This window comes from Uliginosibacterium sp. sgz301328 (genome assembly GCF_041807905.1).
Classification (GTDB): Bacteria; Pseudomonadota; Gammaproteobacteria; order Burkholderiales; family Rhodocyclaceae; genus JBGVSA01.
The window spans coordinates 32609-51015 of the sequence record NZ_JBGVSA010000019.1; the positions used below are offsets into that span (position 1 = coordinate 32609).

Genomic DNA, 18407 nt, shown 5'->3' on the forward strand with positions numbered 1-18407 from the left:
TTTTTGCAGGTCTACGAGAACAGGAGACTTACCATGCGTACATCGATTTCGCGTCGCTTCTTCGGGCGTGCCTGCGGCATGCTCGGCGCGCTGGCGCTCATTGGGCTTACCTTCAGCGCGACGGCCGGCGCGCAGACCGTGGCGGACATCAAGAAGAAGGGCGAACTTACCGTCGGCATGCTGGTGGACTTCCCGCCCTACGGCATTCTCAACAGCAGTAACGAGCCGGACGGCTACGACGCCGACGTGGCGCGGCTGCTCGCCAAGCAATGGGGCGTCAAGCTCAATCTGGTTCCCGTGACGGGGCCGAACCGCATTCCGTACCTGCAGACCAACAAGGTCGATCTGCTCATCGCTTCGCTCGCCATCACCCCGGAGCGCGCCAAGCAGGTGCAGTTTTCGGCACCGTATGCCAGCGCCAGCATCATGCTGAACGCGCCGAAGACCTCCAAGATCAAGGTGCCGGCCGATCTCAAGGGGGTGAAGGTCGCGGTGGCGCGTGCCAGCACGCAGGACGTGGCGCTGAGCGCGATCGCGCCGGAAGGTACGCTGATTCATCGTTTCGACGACGACGCCTCGGCGGTCCAGGCGCTGCTCTCCGGGCAGGTGGACGCGATCGGCAGTTCGACGACCGTGCTGTCGCAGATCGAAAAGCGCATGCCCGGTAAGTTCGAAAGCAAGTTCCCGCTCAAGCAGCAATACCATGGCATCGTCATGCGCCTGGGTCAGGACGATCTGCTCAAGGCCGTCAATGCATTCGTCGCGCAGAACCGCGCCAACGGCGAATTTGCCAGGCTCTACCAGAAGTGGCTTGGCATCCCGATGCCCGACATGCCCGACAACCTGGAAGCCGCCCTCAAGTGAGGTGACATTCGCATGACCGATACGCTCGCAACGACATCCCCCAGCGCAGGCACCTCCATCATCCGCATGGAGGGTGTCAACAAGTGGTATGGGGATTTCCAGGTTCTCAAGGACATCAACCTCGATGTCAGTCCCGGCGAGCGTATCGTCATCTGCGGCCCATCGGGGTCGGGCAAGTCGACGCTGATCCGTTGCATCAACCGGCTGGAAACCTTCCAGCAAGGGCACGTCGTCGTCGATGGCACCGACCTCACCGGCAGCGGCAAGAGCGTCGATGCCGTGCGGCGCGAAGTCGGCATGGTGTTCCAGCAGTTCAATCTCTTCTCGCACCTGACCGTGCTGGAAAACTGCACCCTGTCGCCCATCCGCACGCGCAAGGTCAGCCGCGAAGAGGCGGAAGAAACCGCCATGCACTACCTGCGCCGTGTGCGCATTCCCGAGCAGGCCAACAAGTACCCGGCGCAATTGTCGGGCGGCCAGCAGCAGCGCGTGGCAATCGCGCGCGCGCTGTGCATGAAGCCCAAGATCATGCTGTTCGACGAACCGACTTCGGCGCTCGATCCCGAGATGGTCAAGGAAGTGCTCGACACCATGGTCAGCCTGGCCGAGGACGGGATGACGATGTTGTGCGTGACGCACGAGATGGGTTTTGCCAGCAAGGTGGCGCACCGGGTGGTGTTCATGGCCGAGGGGCAGATCCTCGAGCAGGCCTCGCCGGATGTGTTCTTCAGCCAGCCGAAGCACGAAAAGACCCGGCAGTTCCTTGGGCAGATCCTGCACACGCACGCATAGGCGGCATTGCAAGGGGCCGGGCCTTTCTGCCCGGAAAGGTCCTGCCTGGAGCGATCCGTTTGGTCAGCGAGCGGCTTGACTGCGGGCCGGGCATACGACAAAGACGGGCCCTCAGGCCGCCGCCTGTTCTTCCATCGCGTTGGTCACACTGAACTGATCCGTACACCCGCGCAGACGCTCCGCCACCGCGCTGAGCACCGCGATCCGGGCGGCAGTGTCGGCCATGTACTGCGCGGTTTCGGTCGCCGTGATGGCCACTTGCCCCACGTTGGCGCCGATGTGGTCGGTTGCGGAAGAGTGTTGGGCCGTGGCCTCGGCCACCTCCTGCAACAGCCCGCGCACGCGCGTCATTGCGCTGGCGGCCTCGCCGACGGTTTCGGCGATGGTGCGGCCGTGATCGGCGCCCGAATGAGCGACCCGCTGTGCGATGGCGGCGGCGGTCGAAACATCGGCCACAGCGCTGCCGACCACACCCAGCAAGTCTTCGATGCGCGAAGTGGACGACGCGGTATGTTCGGACAGCGTGCGAACCTCATCGGCTACCACGGCGAAACCGCGACCATGCTCGCCGGCACGCGCCGCTTCGATGGCGGCGTTGAGCGCCAGCAGGTTGGTCTGGTTGGCGATGTTGCGGATGAAGGCGCTGACCTCGCCGATCTGGCGAACCGACACGCTGAGTGCGTCGATGCGCTGCGCGAGGTCGCCGACGGCGTGGTCCAGCCCGGCCAGTTCCTCTGCCGCGCTGCGCCCAGTGTCGTAGGCGCGTTCTGTCAGGGCGCCAGCCGATTGCACGAGCGCGCCGGCGTCCTGTGTGCTGCTGACGATCTCATTCACGGCCTGTCCGATCTGGACCAGCGCGACGTCGACGGCTTCTACACGATCGGCCTGCTGGCGCGTGTCTTCCGCGACGCGGCCAGCCTTGTCTTCGATGAGTGCAGCTTCGTCATGCACCTCCGCCGCCGCGGTTTTCACTTGGCCGAGCAGTGTTTCGAGGCGGTCGACGAAGCGGTTGATGGCGACCCCGAGCGTGCCGAACTCGTCGGTGGACTGAGGCATGCGACGGGTAAGGTCGCCCGCGCCCAGCACGGCGGCGGCCTCGAGCATGCTGGCCAGACTGCGCTTGAGACGCGTGCCGAAGCGCAGTTGCAGGCCGACCACGACCACGGTCGCCACCAGGAGCGGCGTGAGTACCGCCCACAGCAGAGCCCGGATGCGGGCATCGACGGCGGCGCCGGCGACATGGGCGCGCTGCTCACCGGCCGCGGCCAGCTCATCGACGGCGGTAATCATCGGCGCGACGTATAAACCGTAAGCGCGCTCCGGGATACTCAGCGCATCCTGTGGCGCGGTGGCGAAGATCTTGAGCGCACTGGCATAGTTGCGCTCGAACGCTTGCCAATTGCGCACGACGCCGGCGTCGAAAGCGGTTTGCTGCGCGGGGGCCAGCGCGGCGCGCACTTGCGGTGCGAGCTTCTTGACGCGGGCATCGAAGGCCTTCAACTGGACTGGCGTATTTTCGGCCAGCAGGTCGGCGCGCGAGGCCGCCAGCGCGCTGGCCTTGATGTCCGCCAGCGCCTGCATGAGCGCCTGTTCGTGGCGCCAGGTGGCGAGCGTGCTGCGTAGCTGGGCGAGCTGGAATGCAGTCAGGGCGATGACGGCGACGAGGCTGACCGCATTGACGAGGTTCAGTAATGTGAGTTGACGCGCGATTTTCATGACCGATGGCGACAGGTGTAGCGAAGCGGGGACAGCGCCATCATTCCAGTACAGTGTTACGGCTATGCGTTCGGTGATCGGCCGGCACCTTGTATTGCACGCGCGTGACGTGTCATAAATCCTTCAAGAACCGGTAATACACTGCCGCCAGATTCTTACGCACGAGGTGCGCCAATGCCCGCCAACATCCTGCTGGTCGAAGACGAACCGGCAATCCAGGAGCTGATCGTTGCCAATCTGACCCGCGCCGGCCACACCGTGCTGCGCGCGTCGGACGCCGAAACCGCTCAGCGTCTGGTACGCGAGGCGCTGCCCGACCTGATCCTGCTCGACTGGATGCTGCCCGGCATGTCGGGTGTCGAACTGGCCCGCCGCATGCGCGCCGAGGAGCGCACGCGGGAGATCCCGCTGATCATGCTGACGGCCCGCGCCGAAGAGACCGACAAGGTGCTCGGCCTGGAAACCGGCGCCGACGACTACATCACCAAGCCCTTCTCGCCGCGTGAACTGGTGGCCCGCATCAAGGCCGTGCTGCGCCGTCGCGCACCGCAGGTGACCGAAGATGTGGTGGAGATCGCCGGCCTGCGCCTGGACCCCGTCACCCATCGCGTGATGGCGGGCGACGAGCTGGTCAACCTGGGGCCGACCGAATTCCGCCTGCTGCATTTCCTGATGACGCACCCGGAACGGGTACACTCCCGCTCGCAACTGCTCGACCAGGTCTGGGGCGACCACGTATTCGTGGAAGAGCGCACGGTCGACGTCCACATCCGCCGTCTGCGCTCCGCGCTCGAGCCAAGCCTGTTCGATCGCCTGATCCAGACTGTGCGCGGCAGTGGCTATCGCCTGTCGGCGGACGTCTCCGCCATGGCGAGCTGACGGGCGGGGCGGCGTCCTCGGCGCCGGCATCGCGGCAAGCCCGTTCGACGCCTGTTGCCACCCGCGCGCAGCCGTGAACGGATTCAAACGGAGCACATCATTTACCCAAGCAGAGTCATCTGGGGATCGGCCGCCACCACGCTGGCCATCCTGTTCATCGCCGCCGGGCTTGCCTGGGCGCTGTTCGGTCTGGATACGGCCCTGGTCGTCTTCCTGCTGTGCATGATCGGGTTGTTCGTGTTCCAGTTGCGCGGGCTGGTCAAACTGGTGAACTGGTCACGCGACCCCGTGGGCACACCCACGCCCCGCGCGTTCGGCCTGTGGGACTACGTTTTCACCAACCTCGCGCGGCGCACACGGGTGGCCTATGACCAGCGCGAGCGGCTGGCGCAGGCGCTGTCGCGTTTCCGCGAGGCCAGCCAGGCCATGCCGGACGGCGTGGTCTATCTGTCGCACCACAACCTGATCGAGTGGATCAACGTGGCCGCCGGCCATCACTTCGGGCTCGATGGCGAGCGGGACATTGGCGCGGCCATCACCAACCTTGTGCGCAATCCGGATTTCGTCCGCTACATCGAAGCCGAGTCGTACTCCGAGCCGCTGGTGCTCAAGACCACGCGCCCGGACGGGCTGCTGCTGTCGATCCAGATCGTGCCGTTCGGCGAGGATCAGAAGATGATCCTGTCGCGCGACATCACCCAGCTCGAAAAGCTCGAAACGATGCGCCGCGATTTCGTCGCCAACGTGTCCCACGAGTTGAAGACGCCGCTCACGGTGGTCAACGGTTTTGCCGAGACCCTGCTCGATGGGCTGGAAGACTTCACGCCCGACGAGGCGCGCCGCTACCTGCAACTCGTGCTCGATCAATCCGGCCGCATGCAGCGATTGATCGATGACCTGCTGGCATTGTCCGCGCTGGAAACTGCAGGCGCTCAATCGCAGGACGAATCGGTCGACGCGCAGGGACTGGTGCGCACCATCGTGCAGGAAGCGCAGATCCTGTCCGGCGGTCGTCATGAGATCGAGGTCGACCTCGGCGAGCCCGCGCGCCTGATCGGTAATCCGAAAGAACTGCACAGCGCCATGGCCAACCTGGCCAGCAACGCCGTGCGCTATACGCCGGACGGCGGGCATATCCGGCTGCGTTGGCACGTCGAAGCCGACGGCAGCGCCACCTTCGCGGTGCGAGACAGCGGCATCGGCATCGACCCACAGCACCTGCCTCGCCTGACCGAGCGTTTCTATCGCGTCGATCGCGGCCGTTCGCGCGAAACCGGCGGCACGGGGCTGGGGCTGGCGATCGTCAAGCACATCCTCACGCGCCATCAGGCCTCGCTCGAAATCAAGAGCGCGCCCGGCCAGGGCAGTACCTTCAGCGCGCACTTCCCGGCGGCGCGCGTGCAGGCGGCGGCGCGCGTCACGGCGTAGCCGTACACCGGGCCGGAGCCACGATTCGCTCCCGCCCTACCGATCGGCGGGTGCGGAAACCCGGGGCGGGTGACGAGCGTATCATTGGCGCGCCGAACAACGGCGCCATGCCCTGCCACGAGCGGGGCCCACACCCATTCCGACATCTGTCATGACCGACACCCAGACCGCATCGACCTTCAAGGGCAAGCTACTCGCCACCCTTGGTGGGCTGATGGCCCTGCAGATCGTGCTCGCGCACATCTCCCGCACCCAGGGCGGGCATCTCACCAGCGGCGTGCTGATCCTGCTGTGCGTGCTCGCCATCGTTTTCGTCGATCGCCGCGGCGAACGCCAACTGCCGACCGTGCCGCCCGCCATCTGGATACCGCTGCTGGCGTGGGCCGGTTTCGCCACGCTGTCGATTGCCTGGTCGATGCGTCCGTCCGCCACGCTGAACAACCTGGCGTCCGACCTGTGGATGCCGGTGGCCTGTTTCTACGGTGCGTTCCTGCTCGGCAACGCCGGGCGGACCCGGGCGCCTGTATGGGGTGCGCTCATCGGACTGGCGCTGATTCTGCTGACCTCGCTCGCGACCATCGCCATGGTGGGGCCGGAAACCCTCGCGCGCGGCCTGCCCCCCGAACTGCGCAACGCCGCCGTGGTGAAGTGGTTCCCGGGCCCCGGCAAGGCGTCGACGATGATCATCACCATGCTGCCCTTGCTGGTGTGGGCGATTCGCGCGCGCGTGATCTCGCGGCCGGTCGGTTCGGTCGCACTGGTCGTTGCGCTGCTTTGCGGCGCGGCGACGCAGAATCGCATGTTCTGGGTGTGCCTGCTTACGCTCGGCGCGTGCGCGCTGTTGTTCCGCGTTCATCGTCGCGGCGTTCGCCGCGCCGTGACGCCACGTGCGCTGCTCGGCGCATTCGGCTTCGTGGCGCTGTGTGCGGTGATGTTCGTGGTGCTGCTCAACCTGCGGGCGCCGGCCACCGTGCAGGCCACGGGCAGCGCGGTCGATGTGACAGGTGCGGTGAGCGCCGTGCAGCAGGACCCCCGCCAGGTGATCTGGAGTTACTGGATCGACATGGGCAAGAAGTCGCCGTGGATCGGTACCGGCTTCGGCAAGCGCGCTGCTTCCGTTGCCAACGACCCGAGCCATCCGCTCTATCAGCGTACGCGCGACAACCTCGGCTGGCATCCGCACAACGTGTTCCTCAGCATGTGGGTGCAACTGGGCTGGGCAGGGCTGACCCTGTTCGTATTGTTCGTCGGCGGCATGCTCTATCACAGCATCGTCATCGCGCAGCCGGGCTCGCGCGACCGTATCGCCGGCATGGCGTTCTTCATGCTCATCGCGGCATTGATGGCCAAGAACCTGACCGACGATTTTTACGATCGCGAGCTCGCCAATACCTTCTTTTCGTACACCGGCCTGCTGATCGGTGCGGCAGCGTGGCCGCCGGGCCGCAGGAAGGACAGCGCAGCGGACGCCGCCGGCTGACGCGCACCGCTCACATCTCGGCCGAGTTGCGCTCCGTGTCGCGGATGAAGCTCACGCGGTCGAAGTTGCTGCCGCGCGAGACGAGCTTGTGCATGCGGGCGAACCACGGCCGTTCGCCATGCTGCACTTCGACCAGGCGGTCGGCCATGAACCAGCCCGCCGGCACGACGATGGTCATGTCGGTCTTCATCGCGGGGATGGCGGGAATCAGGAAGCCCAGGCGGTAACGTTCGCGCGCCGAGCGTTCGTTCAGGTGCAGCTTGACCGCCGCCACCTGCGGCGGGCCCGGCATGATATTCACGCCGGCCTGCAGCGCGCCGCTCTGCAGGTACTGCATCCAGCTGATCTCGGCCAGCAGCATGCGCTCACCGTTGCCGGGCCGCAGGCCGACGATCTGCCGATGCTCGATACGCGACTCGCCGATCTCGCGTGCGAGGCGATAACCCGCGACCGATTGGTCGAGCACGTCCCAGCTCTCCTGCGCGAATCCAAGCTGGCGCGCGCGCTGCTCGATCTGCTCTTCGTTACTGTCATCGTCGCCCACGCGATCGCCAAAGACGCGGAACACCTGGGTCTGCGAAAAGCTGGTCCGCCTGGGGTCATTCGGCTGAGTGAATTCGCGCCCTTCCAGAAAGAACGCGATGCCTTGCAGATCGGTGCACAGGCGCACCTGTCCGTTGTGGCGGCGGCGCGGGAACTTGCGCCCTGCGCTGGCGAGTCCCCACGGCCGGTATAGCGACACCAGCAACCGCGCACAGGCCGGCTGCACGCAATCGTCGCCAAGCCCCAGCGATGCGGCCGCCACGCCCTTCTTGAGCTGCGCCAGCACGGCATGGATGTGGGCGGCGAGCTTGTGCGTATCGAGGCCGCGCAGTCCTGTCGCGGGTTCGAGCTGCACCAGTGGGCGCAGCCCATGGTCCGCCGTCATATCGATGGCATACACCGCGTGGCGATCTTCGTCGTTGCCGATCGCGCGCAGCACACAATAGGGCGCAAAACGCTGCGCCCAGCGCACCAGCCAGGTGAATTCGCGCGGCGAGCGGCTGAAGGGCCCGGCGGCATCGATGAGCAGCATCGCCACGTAGGCTTCCTGCGCGCTCTGCGCGCCCCAGGTCTCGTTGAGCGGGTCGGCCACGCGCACATCGGCCACGCCGGCACGCTCGGCTTCAAGCAACTGCCCGTGCAACAGGCGCCAGCGATCGCGGGACATTTCGCGGCGGGCACGGAACAACTCGATCATCGCCAGTCCGGTGTACTGCAACTGACGTTGCGCCAGCAGGGCGCGGCGTTCGAGGAAGGCGGGGTCGGTGAGCGAGCGCCGGTACACCACGCTGTAATTGGCGGACATCGCCTCCCACAAGCCGACGGCGCGACGAAGCGTGTCTTCTTCCCGGCTGGACGGGGGCAGGGCACGCGAGGCGTACCGTTGCGCTGCCTGCGCGATGACGAAGTCGAGCGTCGGCCGCATCTCTTCGAGTACCTGCAGATGCAGAGCAGGTTCGGGCGGCGTGAGCGCCATGCCGGCGAGCATCCGCACGAGTGTTTCCTGCGCATCGTCCGAGGCGGTCGCATTGAGCGCATGCAGTGCGCTCAGGCACTGGTTGCCTTGCGAGAAGTCCATGGCGGCGAGAGAACGCTGCGCGACGCTGTTCATGGCTGAAACTCCAGTCAGGGGAGGTTCCCGACGATTGAATGATGTATGCAAATGACGTGCAAGAGGCGTGCCGGATGACACGGCGACGCGCGCAGGCCCGTTGTCGGAACTACCTATGCTGTGAAGTATGGCAAACGGCCCGCCGGGCGGCCTGCGTGTAGCCCGTCGGGGCAAATCGTGGCTCGACCGTTCATGTACCGAATGCGTGCCTTGCGCCGACATGGTTTGTGCGCCCGGCGGTGCAATGCGCCAAGGCGGGTACACGCATGCACCAGGACGACAACGTCATTCTCGTTCCGATGCGTCGCGGCTCCATTAATGCAACACTGTTGCACAAGCAATGCAGTTGTGTTGAAATGCGCGGCATGTCGCAATCGCCTTCCCCTTCGCAACTGGCCGACCGTATCCGCGCACTTGGCGCACGTGCGACGCCTGCGCGCGTGGCGGTCATGCGGCTGCTCGAATCGAGCGCACATGCGCTGTCGCACCACGACATCGAATCAGCACTCGCCGACAGCGGGTTCGATCGCGTCACGCTGTACCGCGTGCTCGACTGGCTGGTGGAAACAGGGCTGGCGCATCGCGTGGCCGACGGCCAGCGCGTGTTCCGGTTTTCGGCCGCGCAGCAGGCTGCGCAACACACGGCGCACGCGCATTTCCGCTGCGACGATTGCGGGCGTGTGTTCTGCCTCGAAGACGTCAGCGTGGCCGAACCGCGCCTGCCACAAGGCTTTGTCGGCCGCGCCATCGACTTCAACGTCAGCGGCCATTGCGCGCAGTGTCGTTCGGGCGCTGCCGCCACCCCTCGTCAATACAAGAAAAAGCAAGGACAACAATAAATGCTGCTCGGATCGATCGTGATCGCCACCTTGCTCGGCGGCGTGCTGAGCATGCTCGTGGCCGGGCTCATCGTGGCGGGGTTTCCGCAACGCTGGCTGCCGCGCCTGGTTGGCTTCGCCACTGGTGTGCTGCTGGCCGTGGCGCTGCTCGATGTGTTGCCGGAGGCCATTGAATCCGCAGCCGAGATGAACATCGAGCCGCACGCCATCTTTGCCACCCTGCTCGTTGGCGTGCTGGCCTTTTTCGGCGCCGAGCGCGTCGCGCTGTGGCGCCACTCGCATCCGGAAGGCGAGGGTCACCACGAGGAATCGGCGCATTCGCACGGGCACCATCACCACCATATCCGTCACGACACCGCGCTGTCGGTCATGATCGGCGACAGCTTCCATAACTTCGTCGACGGCGTGCTGCTGGCGGCGAGCTTTCTCGTCAGCCCGGCTTTGGGCTGGAGCACCGCGCTGGGCGTGATCGCGCACGAAATCCCGCAGGAAGCCGGTGACTTCGCCATCCTGCGGGCGGCCGGCATGAGCACCCGCAAGGCGCTGACCTTCAATGGCGTTTCGAGCCTGATGTCGATCGCGGGCGGCGTGCTGGGTTACTTCGCGCTGTCGCACATGCAGAACATGCTGCCGTACTGTCTGACGATCGCGGCCGCGAGCTTCCTGTACATATCGATCTCCGACTTGCTGCCGCTGCTGCGTCGCGAAGCGCACTTCCACACCTCGGTGTGGCAGATCGCCGCCATGCTCGCGGGCATTGCCGCCATCGGACTGCCCAGCCTGCTCGGCGGCCACGGCCACTGAGTCGGCCATGCGCATTCCCGTCACGCTCCTCACGGGCTTTCTCGGCAGCGGCAAGACCACGCTCTTGCAGCGCCTGTTGCACGATCCGGCACTGTCGGGCGCGGCCGTGTTGATCAACGAAGTGGGGGAGGTCGGCCTCGATCACCACATGGTGCAAGAGGTCGCCGAAGAAATCGTGCTGCTCGAATCCGGTTGCCTGTGCTGTACCGTACGGGGCGATCTGTCGCGCAGCCTGCGCGACCTTTTCATGCGCCGGCTGCGGCGCGAGATCCCGGCGCTGGATCGCGTGATCATCGAGACCACCGGCCTCGCCGATCCGGCGCCGGTGATCCATACCCTGATGAACGACTTCTTCCTTGCGCCGCGCTTCGTACTGGACGGTGTGGTGACCACGGTCGACGTGGGCCACGTGCGTGAGCAGATCGAGCGCCAGCCCGAGGCGCTCAAGCAGATCGCCGTCGCCGACCGCATCGTACTTACCAAGACCGACATCGCTGACGCGGCGACGACACACTCGGCCGAAGCCGTCGTCGGCGCGTTGAATCCGACCGCACGTGTCTTGCATGCGGTCGACGCCAACGACGCCAGCCTCGTGGCCGGCATGGGCGCCTACGATGCCGACGCCCGCCCCGCCGATGTCGCGCGCTGGCTCAACGAGGCGGCCGCTGCCGAACAAGAACGGTTGGTCGCCCGCGCAGGTGTTTTTGGTGCGTTTGGTTATGACGCGCCGGAAGTTCTGCACGATCGGCGCATCGCCACCTACGTGCTGCGCTTCGACAAGCCTTTTGCGTGGGGTGACTTTTCCAGCGCGGTGGACCTGCTGCAATCGACCGTGGGCGATCAGTTACTGCGCATCAAGGGGCTGGTTGCCATCGAGGGCGAACACGCTCCGCGACTTTTTCACGCCGTGCAGCACGAACGCTATCCGACCGAGTCATTGGCGGCGTGGCCCGATGACGACCGCGACACGCGGCTCGTCTTTATCGTGCGCGACTTGCCGCGTGCCGTGATCGAGCATGCCTTCAACGCGCTCGTCGCTTCCGATACGCCCCACTGATCAGTCAAGATCCGCCATGTCATCGCGCCGCTGGCTTCCGTGGCTGCTCGCGCTGTGCCTGCTGCTCACGCAGGCCGCCGCTTCGATGCACAGCATCGGGCACGTGGTTGCCGACAGCCACGCCTTCGCCACGGCGGATGATGGCTCTCCCCGCGACGACACGTCAGCCAGCGATGCGCTGTGCGCGATGTGCGAGCACGCGGCCCATGGTCACGTACCCGTGCCGATGGTGGCCGCGACCATTGGCAGCGAGCCGCGCTCGCACACGCCCCACCATCCCATCCACAGCGGTCATGCCGCTGTCTTCTTCCGTCATGGCGACGCTCGCGCGCCACCCCTGAGCGCCTAGCCGTACCCCTTGCCCATATTCAATCGCTTCGCTGCGCGACGTCCGGCGAGGCCGGCGCACGCGTGCGCCATGACCGGAGAGAACCACATGAACCGCTTTGATCGCCGCCGGGCCACGCGCCCGGTAGCGCTGCACCGACTCGTCCTGGCGCTGACTGGCGCCTTCCCGCTGGCAGCCATCGCACAACAGAACAACGACAACATCGCCGTGCTGCCGCCTATCGTGGTGACAGCCAATCCGCTGGGCAGCGATCTGCTCGACCTTGTCTCGCCGACCAGCGTGTTGGCCGGCAAGGAGCTGTTCCGGCGCCGCGCCAGTACGCTCGGCGAAACGCTCAATGGGCTGCCCGGCGTGGCATCGAGTGACTTCGGGCCGAACGCCTCGCGCCCGGTCATTCGGGGGTTGGACGAAAACCGCATCCGTCTTCTGCAGAACGGTGTCGGCACACTCGATGTCTCCGCGCTGAGCCCCGACCATGCCGTGCCGGTCGACCCGCTCGTCGTCGATCGCATCGAAGTCGTACGCGGCGCGGCCGCATTGATGTACGGCGGCAGCGCCGTCGGCGGCGTGGTCAACAGCATCGACAGCCGCGTCCCCACCGCCGCCATCGAGGGCTTGACCGGCCGCGCGGAAGCCCGGCTTGGAGGTGCCGCCATTGAGCGTAGCGGGGCGGTCGTCCTCGAAGGCGGGGACGGGCGCGTGGCACTGCACGTGGATGGCTATCGCCGTATCACGGACGATCTGTCGATCCCCGGCTATGCGCGTTCGGCCCGCCTGCGCGGGCAGTCCCCGCAAGACGAAGAAGCGCGTGACAAGCTGCCGAACAGCGACTCGACCAGCAACGGTGGTGCGGCGGGTGCATCGGTGACCTTGGATCACGGCTATGCCGGCGTGTCGTACTCAGGCTTTAACACCGACTACGGCACCGTGGCAGAAGAGGACGTACGCATCCGCATGAAGAGCAACCGTTGGGATTTCGCTTCGGAGTTCTCGGACCTTGGCAGCGCCATCAGCAAGGTCCGCGTGCGCGCTGCATACACCGATTACCAGCACCGCGAGATCGAAGACGGAGAGGTGGGTACCATCTTCAACAACAAGGGGTGGGAAGCGAGCCTGGAAGCCACGCATGGCGCAATCGGCCCGTTGATGGGCGTGGTCGGGCTGCAACTGGCGCGCAGCGATTTCAACGCGCTCGGCGACGAGGCGCTGCTGCCGGATGTGCGCACACGTTCACAGGCTGGCTACGTGTATGAGGAGATGCCGGTCGGCAAGCTCAAGCTCACTTTCGGCGGCCGCGTCGAAAACGTGGACATCGATTCGGCCGGCGGCGGGCCGGAGGACCTCAACGTGCCGGGCACGTCGCGCTTCGGCGATCCGCAGCGCAGGTCGTTCACGCCCACCAGCGGAGCGCTGGGTGGCCTCTATGATCTTGGCCGGGGCTTCTCGGCCGGCGCCAATCTGTCGCACACCGAACGTGCGCCGACCTACAACGAACTGTTCTCCAATGGCCCGCACGTCGCCACCAGTCAGTACGAAGTGGGCGACCCGGACCTGTCGCGCGAGCGATCCAACGGCGTCGACGCGCAGCTTCGCTGGAAGAAGGACAAACACTCGGCCAGCGTCAGCGCCTATTACACGCGCTTTGCCAACTACATTGCGCTGTACAACACCGGCAATACGCGTGGCTCGGACGGCGAGTTGAATCCGGTCGACGTCAACGGCGACGGCATTGCAGATGCCAGTGGCGCCGACATCCTGCCTGAGGCGCAGCAACGCGGCGTACGCGCACGTTTCGCAGGACTTGAAGCACAAGGCACGTATCGCGCCTACGAAGGACGCCATGGCGTCGTCGACCTGCAGGCGATGGCCGACTACATCCGCGCGAGCAATGTCGACACGGGCCAGCCGCTACCGCGCATTTCGCCGATGCATCTCGGCGTGGGCGCTGACTACGGGTTCGGGCGTTGGGGGGCGAGCGTAGACATCAAGTACGGAGCGGCGCAGCGGCGTGTGGCGGCAAACGAACTGCCCACCGATGACTACACGGTTGTCAACGCGGTGTTCAGCTACGCGCTACCCGTGCATGGAGCGACCTTGTCGGCCTTCCTCAAGCTGAACAACCTGTTCGATGCTGAGGTGCGCGAGCACAGCTCGGTGCTCAAGGACATCGCGCCGCAAGGCGGTCGCAGCGCGATGCTGGGGATACAGGGGACGTTCTGACGCTGCCGAGCGGTCAGCGCTGTGCGTCGGCGGGCTCGGGCACGCCGACGCGCTCGATCTGCAGACTGTGGCCGGGCGCGGCCAGCCAGCGTTGCAGCAGGCGATAGATGTCGGCGTCGAAAACGCGCGGCGCCGCGAGGCTGTCGCCGATCTCCTCTTCGGACAGCGCCGAGCCGAGATGGCACCAGCGATCGAAGACGTGCGCCTGGCTGCGCGCCGAGGCTTCGTGATGTTCTCGCACCACGATCGGGCCGGCGAACGGCCACGCGCGGGCGCTCAGGGTGGCGAGCGCCGCCGCCAGGCGTGCGTCGTGCGCTTCAACACTCTCCTGTCCGACGCACACGCCGTTGCAGCGGCCGAAGGCGAGCGCCTGACACGGCGATGCGTGCTCCAGCCCGAGGCGCGACAGGCATAACTTATGTCGGCGTGCCAGTTCGCGCAGCACGGTGTCGGCTTCGCGCTCACCACGGAAACAACCGTACACGCCGTTCCAGTCGCCAGGGTCGGACGCCGCAAGGTCTTCCAGGTGCATCAGCGGCCCCAGGCCCGGCAGCACTTGACGATGCCAGCGCCAGCCGTAAGCGCCGGGGCGCTTTTCTGGCTCGAACTGGCGTGCGATGGCCAGCTCCATCAATTGCGCGCCAAGCTCGCCAGCCGTCGGATAGGTTTCGACGTTGCGCACGCGTGCCGCAAGGCTGCGACTGCGGTTGTCGTTGCGCGTGCCGGTGAACAGCCCGAGCACCTGTGAGCGCAGATCGCGGGCGCGCCCGATCTGCAATACACGACCGTCGCCGCCGTAGAAAACGAATACGCCGGGGCTGTCGGGCAACGCTTCGAGTTCGCCCGTTGGCAGGCGCGGGACGGTCGACGTGGAATACGCGCGCGACCACGCGCGGCGCACCGTATCCGCGTCGCGTCGACCTACCGTGTCGCGCAGGAACTGCCACACGACGCGCGCGTCATCCAGCGCCCGGTGGCGCGATTCGATGATGTAGTTGCCGCGCTCGATGAGGGCGTCGAGCCCATGACGCGGGAATTGGGGGTCGAGTGCTCGCGAGAACTTCACCGAGCACATGATGGGTGCGTCGAAGCTCTGGCCGATGCGTTCGAACGACGCTCGCAGGAAGTTGTAGTCGAAGCGCGCGTTGTGGGCCACGAACACTGCATCTGCGAGACGCGCGCGGACCTCTTCCGCCAGGTCTTCAAAGCGCGGCTGCCCCGACACCATGTTGTCGGTGATGCCGGTGAACGCCTGGATGCGCGGTGGAATGGGAATGCCCGGGTCGACCAGGCAAGACCATTCTTCGATCAGAACGTCGCCCTCGGTGATGAGAATGGCGATCTCGGTGATGCGTTCGGTGGTGGCGTCGGCCCCGGTGGTTTCGAGGTCGACGATGGCAAGGCGCGGAAAGATCATCTGTGCGGCCGCGGCGGCTGTTGCCGCCGGCCAATGGCTGGGGTCAGACCTCGGTCTGGTAGACGTAGGGCTTCTGTGCGACGAGCGATTGGGCGTTGGCCTTGGTGGTCTCGACGTCTTGCGGCTTGTCCCACCACAGGGCCCGGCCCTTGCGCTGCTCGGTCAGCTCTTCCGGGTGCTTGTCGAGGAATTCGCGCATGAACTTGGTGTGTTCGGACTCGTACATCGCCATTTGGTCAGACTCCAGGGATTGCTTTGATGGGGTTGGTCGGGGCCGCTAGCTACGGCGTTCGTTCTTGTCGGCGATCTTGTTGTCGCCACGCGTGCGGTTGATGCGCACGACGTCGGGTATGCGGCGGATGGCCCGCATGATGCGCGCCAGATGCAGACGGTTCTGCACCTGCAGCGTGAAATTGATGATGATGTGTGCGCCGCGCTCGGATTCCATACTGACGTTCTGGATGCCGGCTTCCTGGTCGGTGATGGCGGCGGCCACTCGGGCCAGCGCGCCGCGGCGCTGCTCGGCAATCACGCGGATGCTGGCGTCGAACATGCGTTCGGTGCCGAGTTCCCATTCGACGTCGACCCAGCGGTCGCGCTCGGACGAATGGTTGCGGGTCAGTACCGGGCAATCATTGACGTGGACTTCCAGCCCTTGCCCCTTGCGGATCATGCCGACAATGGGGTCGCCCGGAATCGGCCGGCAACAACGGGCCATCTGCACCGCCATGCCTTCGCCGCCGTGGATGAGGATCGGGCTGGCGGTGCGCTGCGGACGTGGCTCGTCGCCATGGCTGGCCTGCTGCGCGCCCTGTGCATCCACCAGTTGCTTGGCGACCACCGCAGCCAGGCGCTTGCCCAGGCCTATGTCGGTGAGCAGTTCGTTGCGATGCTTGAGGCCGACTTCGCGCAGCAGTCGTTCCCACGCCGGGTCGCCGATGTCGGCCAGCACGAAGCTGTGGCTGCGTAGCGCCTGGATCAGCAGACGTTCGCCCAGCGCGGTGGCTTCTTCGTGCTGGACGGACTTGAGGAAGTGGCGGATTTCGGCGCGCGCCTTGCCGGTGCGCACGTACGACAGCCACGCGGGATTGGGGCTGGCGTGCACGGCGGTGATGATTTCGACCTGGTCACCGTTGGACAGCTCGGTGCGCAGCGGCATCAACTCATTGTTGATACGGCATGCGACGCACCGGTTGCCGACGTCGGTGTGCACCGCGTAGGCAAAGTCGACCGGCGTGGCGCCGCGCGGCAGGTTGAAGATCTTGCCCTTGGGCGAGAACACGAACACATCGCCGGGGAACAGATCGATCTTGACGTGCTCGAGGAACTCCGCCGAGTCGCCCGACGCGGTCTGCAGTTCGAGCAGCGATTGCAGCCAGTTGTGCGTCTTGCGCTGCAGATCGGACAGCGGTTGGGAATCGTCCTTGTACAGCCAGTGCGAAGCCACGCCGCTTTCGGCCACGGTGTGCATGTCGACCGTGCGCACCTGCATTTCGACCGGGGTGCCGCCGGGGCCGATCACCGTGGTGTGCAGCGACTGATAGCCATTGGCCTTGGGGATCGAGATGTAGTCCTTGATCTTGCCGGGCACGGGCTTGTAGAGCTCGTGCAACGCACCCAGCGAGAGGTAGCACTCGGGCACGTTCTTGACGATGATGCGGAAGCCGAAGATATCGAGCACCTGCGAGAACGACAGGTGTTTGTCGACCATCTTGCGGTAGATGCCGTAGAGATGCTTTTCGCGGCCGTGGACTTCGGCCTCTACGTGCCACTGTTCGAGTCGTTCCTGGATGCTGCCCATCAGGCGCGCCACCATCTCGCGGCGATCGCCCCGCGCCTGCCGCAGCGCCTTGCTGAGCACGCGGTAGCGCATCGGGTGGATGTGGCGGAACGACAGCTCTTGCAGTTCGCGGTAGATCGTATTCAACCCGAGCCGGTTGGCGATCGGGGCGTAGATCTCGAGCGTCTCGCGGGCGATGCGGCGGGCCTTGTCGGGCCGCACGGCATCGAGCGTGCGCATGTTGTGCAGGCGGTCGGCCAGCTTGATGAGGATGACGCGCACATCGCGCGCCATGGCCAGGAACATCTTGCGGTAGTTCTCGGCCTGGGCTTCCTTGTATGACTGGAATTCGAGCTTGTCGAGCTTGGAGACGCCATCGACCAGATCGGCGGCGGTCTTGCCGAACTCGCCCGCGATGTGGTCCTTGGTGACGCCGGTGTCTTCCATCACGTCATGCAGCAGGCCCGCGATGAGCGCCTGCACGTCGAGGTGCCAGGTCGCCAGCATCTGCGTGACGGCCAGTGGGTGCGTGACGTAGGGCTCGCCGCTGATACGGAACTGCCCGGAATGGGCATCCGCCGACAAGTGATAGGCCGCTTCGAGCCGGTCGAGTTCTTCCGGCTTGAGGTAACGACTGGCCTGCGCCTTGAGGCGAGCGAACTCCGACGCTTCAAGGCTGACCGCGCCTTCGCCGTTGTTGGCGGGCGCCATGTCGGTGATTTCGCCTTCGATGACCGTCAGGCGGGGCCCCGTCGACTTGGTCGTTTTGGCAGGCGCATGCGGGACGCGGGGAGCCGGCTCCATACAGGTTCCTCCCGTCCCGCCCCAGGCTTACGCCTGACCTCGGTTGAGCATTTCCAGGCCGACCTTGCCGGCGGCGATTTCACGCAGCGCGGTCACGGTGGGCTTGTCGCGGTCGGCTTCGATCAGGGGCGAGCTGCCGGCGGCCAGTTGACGGGCGCGATAGGTCGCAGCCAGGGTGAGCTGGAAGCGGTTGGGAACCCTGCGCAGGCAGTCGTCGATCGTGATACGGGCCATGTAGAACTCCTGAAGAAAAAACAGTTGGGGTCCGCGGCGGCCACTTCAAGCGCTCCGGGGAGCGCAATGCATGGCCTACAAACCTTATAA

15 protein-coding genes and 1 pseudogene are annotated in these 18407 nt (G+C 65.7%); 10 read left to right on the forward strand and 6 right to left on the reverse strand.

Annotation, left to right across the window (positions count from 1 at the left end; genetic code table 11):
* The first annotated feature begins 33 nt into the window (after nucleotides 1–33).
* Both ACDA63_RS14595 and ACDA63_RS14600 read left to right on the forward strand, forming a co-directional pair.
* Nucleotides 34–864, forward strand: coding sequence for a transporter substrate-binding domain-containing protein (locus ACDA63_RS14595; RefSeq protein WP_373664004.1), 831 nt, complete (start codon nucleotides 34–36; stop codon nucleotides 862–864).
* A gap of 57 nt (nucleotides 865–921) precedes the next feature.
* Nucleotides 922–1656 (forward strand): amino acid ABC transporter ATP-binding protein, encoded by a 735-nt coding sequence (locus tag ACDA63_RS14600; RefSeq protein WP_373664048.1) that lies wholly within the window; start codon nucleotides 922–924, stop codon nucleotides 1654–1656.
* 111 nt (nucleotides 1657–1767) lie between these two features.
* On the opposite strand, the gene ACDA63_RS14605 is transcribed toward ACDA63_RS14600, so the two are convergent.
* Nucleotides 1768–3372 carry a methyl-accepting chemotaxis protein gene (locus tag ACDA63_RS14605; protein ID WP_373664005.1) on the reverse strand — a complete coding sequence of 535 codons (1605 nt, stop codon included), beginning with the start codon at nucleotides 3370–3372 and terminating at the stop codon, nucleotides 1768–1770.
* Nucleotides 3373–3546: 174 nt separating this feature from the next.
* On the opposite strand from ACDA63_RS14605, the gene phoB reads away from it, so the two are divergent.
* From phoB to ACDA63_RS14620, 3 genes are all read left to right on the forward strand, one after another.
* Nucleotides 3547–4251 carry a phosphate regulon transcriptional regulator PhoB gene (gene phoB, locus ACDA63_RS14610; protein WP_373664006.1) on the forward strand — a complete coding sequence of 235 codons (705 nt, stop codon included), beginning with the start codon at nucleotides 3547–3549 and terminating at the stop codon, nucleotides 4249–4251.
* A 54-nt stretch (nucleotides 4252–4305) separates the two neighbouring features.
* On the forward strand, nucleotides 4306–5679 hold the full coding sequence (gene phoR / locus ACDA63_RS14615) for a phosphate regulon sensor histidine kinase PhoR (protein WP_373664007.1): 1374 nt from the start codon (nucleotides 4306–4308) through the stop codon (nucleotides 5677–5679).
* A 151-nt stretch (nucleotides 5680–5830) separates the two neighbouring features.
* Nucleotides 5831–7159 carry an O-antigen ligase family protein gene (locus ACDA63_RS14620; protein WP_373664008.1) on the forward strand — a complete coding sequence of 443 codons (1329 nt, stop codon included), beginning with the start codon at nucleotides 5831–5833 and terminating at the stop codon, nucleotides 7157–7159.
* Nucleotides 7160–7169: 10 nt separating this feature from the next.
* On the opposite strand, the gene ACDA63_RS14625 is transcribed toward ACDA63_RS14620, so the two are convergent.
* Entirely contained in the window at nucleotides 7170–8813 is a 1644-nt protein-coding gene (locus ACDA63_RS14625; protein ID WP_373664009.1) for a hypothetical protein, read from the reverse strand.
* Between the two features lie 266 nt (nucleotides 8814–9079).
* Between ACDA63_RS14625 and ACDA63_RS14630 the strand changes: the two genes are divergently transcribed.
* The 5 genes from ACDA63_RS14630 to ACDA63_RS14650 all read left to right on the forward strand — a co-directional run bounded on the left by ACDA63_RS14630 (nucleotide 9080) and on the right by ACDA63_RS14650 (nucleotide 14082).
* The gene (locus tag ACDA63_RS14630) at nucleotides 9080–9652 is read left to right on the forward strand and encodes a Fur family transcriptional regulator (RefSeq protein ID WP_373664010.1); all 573 of its coding nucleotides are present in this window, start codon (nucleotides 9080–9082) and stop codon (nucleotides 9650–9652) included.
* The gene (locus ACDA63_RS14635) at nucleotides 9653–10456 is read left to right on the forward strand and encodes a ZIP family metal transporter (protein WP_373664011.1); all 804 of its coding nucleotides are present in this window, start codon (nucleotides 9653–9655) and stop codon (nucleotides 10454–10456) included.
* A gap of 7 nt (nucleotides 10457–10463) precedes the next feature.
* Entirely contained in the window at nucleotides 10464–11513 is a 1050-nt protein-coding gene (locus ACDA63_RS14640) for a GTP-binding protein (RefSeq protein ID WP_373664012.1), read from the forward strand.
* Between the two features lie 16 nt (nucleotides 11514–11529).
* On the forward strand, nucleotides 11530–11862 hold the full coding sequence (locus ACDA63_RS14645; RefSeq protein WP_373664013.1) for a hypothetical protein: 333 nt from the start codon (nucleotides 11530–11532) through the stop codon (nucleotides 11860–11862).
* Between the two features lie 87 nt (nucleotides 11863–11949).
* Nucleotides 11950–14082, forward strand: coding sequence for a TonB-dependent receptor (locus ACDA63_RS14650; protein WP_373664014.1), 2133 nt, complete (start codon nucleotides 11950–11952; stop codon nucleotides 14080–14082).
* A gap of 13 nt (nucleotides 14083–14095) precedes the next feature.
* On the opposite strand, the gene ACDA63_RS14655 is transcribed toward ACDA63_RS14650, so the two are convergent.
* From ACDA63_RS14655 to rpoZ, 4 genes and pseudogenes are all read right to left on the reverse strand, one after another.
* Complete coding sequence (locus ACDA63_RS14655) at nucleotides 14096–15499, reverse strand: exonuclease domain-containing protein (protein WP_373664015.1); 1404 nt, start codon at nucleotides 15497–15499, stop codon at nucleotides 14096–14098.
* A gap of 43 nt (nucleotides 15500–15542) precedes the next feature.
* Complete coding sequence (locus ACDA63_RS14660) at nucleotides 15543–15731, reverse strand: DUF3460 family protein (RefSeq protein WP_373664016.1); 189 nt, start codon at nucleotides 15729–15731, stop codon at nucleotides 15543–15545.
* Between the two features lie 45 nt (nucleotides 15732–15776).
* Nucleotides 15777–17990 carry a bifunctional (p)ppGpp synthetase/guanosine-3',5'-bis(diphosphate) 3'-pyrophosphohydrolase gene (locus ACDA63_RS14665; protein WP_373664049.1) on the reverse strand — a complete coding sequence of 738 codons (2214 nt, stop codon included), beginning with the start codon at nucleotides 17988–17990 and terminating at the stop codon, nucleotides 15777–15779.
* Nucleotides 17991–18143: 153 nt separating this feature from the next.
* Nucleotides 18144–18317: pseudogene (gene rpoZ, locus ACDA63_RS14670) on the reverse strand (DNA-directed RNA polymerase subunit omega); the annotation flags it as partial.
* Nucleotides 18318–18407 lie beyond the last annotated feature (90 nt).

Coding starts and splice junctions, on each gene's coding strand:
- ACDA63_RS14620 (WP_373664008.1), top strand. CDS start 5,831: ATGACCGACACCCAGACCGCATCGACCTTCAAGGGCAAGCTACTCGCC.
- ACDA63_RS14625 (WP_373664009.1), bottom strand. CDS start 8,813: ATGAACAGCGTCGCGCAGCGTTCTCTCGCCGCCATGGACTTCTCGCAA.
- ACDA63_RS14655 (WP_373664015.1), bottom strand. CDS start 15,499: ATGATCTTTCCGCGCCTTGCCATCGTCGACCTCGAAACCACCGGGGCC.
- ACDA63_RS14665 (WP_373664049.1), bottom strand. CDS start 17,990: ATGGCGCCCGCCAACAACGGCGAAGGCGCGGTCAGCCTTGAAGCGTCG.
- ACDA63_RS14650 (WP_373664014.1), top strand. CDS start 11,950: ATGAACCGCTTTGATCGCCGCCGGGCCACGCGCCCGGTAGCGCTGCAC.
- ACDA63_RS14635 (WP_373664011.1), top strand. CDS start 9,653: ATGCTGCTCGGATCGATCGTGATCGCCACCTTGCTCGGCGGCGTGCTG.
- ACDA63_RS14605 (WP_373664005.1), bottom strand. CDS start 3,372: ATGAAAATCGCGCGTCAACTCACATTACTGAACCTCGTCAATGCGGTC.
- ACDA63_RS14645 (WP_373664013.1), top strand. CDS start 11,530: ATGTCATCGCGCCGCTGGCTTCCGTGGCTGCTCGCGCTGTGCCTGCTG.
- ACDA63_RS14640 (WP_373664012.1), top strand. CDS start 10,464: ATGCGCATTCCCGTCACGCTCCTCACGGGCTTTCTCGGCAGCGGCAAG.
- ACDA63_RS14630 (WP_373664010.1), top strand. CDS start 9,080: ATGCACCAGGACGACAACGTCATTCTCGTTCCGATGCGTCGCGGCTCC.
- ACDA63_RS14660 (WP_373664016.1), bottom strand. CDS start 15,731: ATGGCGATGTACGAGTCCGAACACACCAAGTTCATGCGCGAATTCCTC.
- phoB (WP_373664006.1), top strand. CDS start 3,547: ATGCCCGCCAACATCCTGCTGGTCGAAGACGAACCGGCAATCCAGGAG.
- ACDA63_RS14595 (WP_373664004.1), top strand. CDS start 34: ATGCGTACATCGATTTCGCGTCGCTTCTTCGGGCGTGCCTGCGGCATG.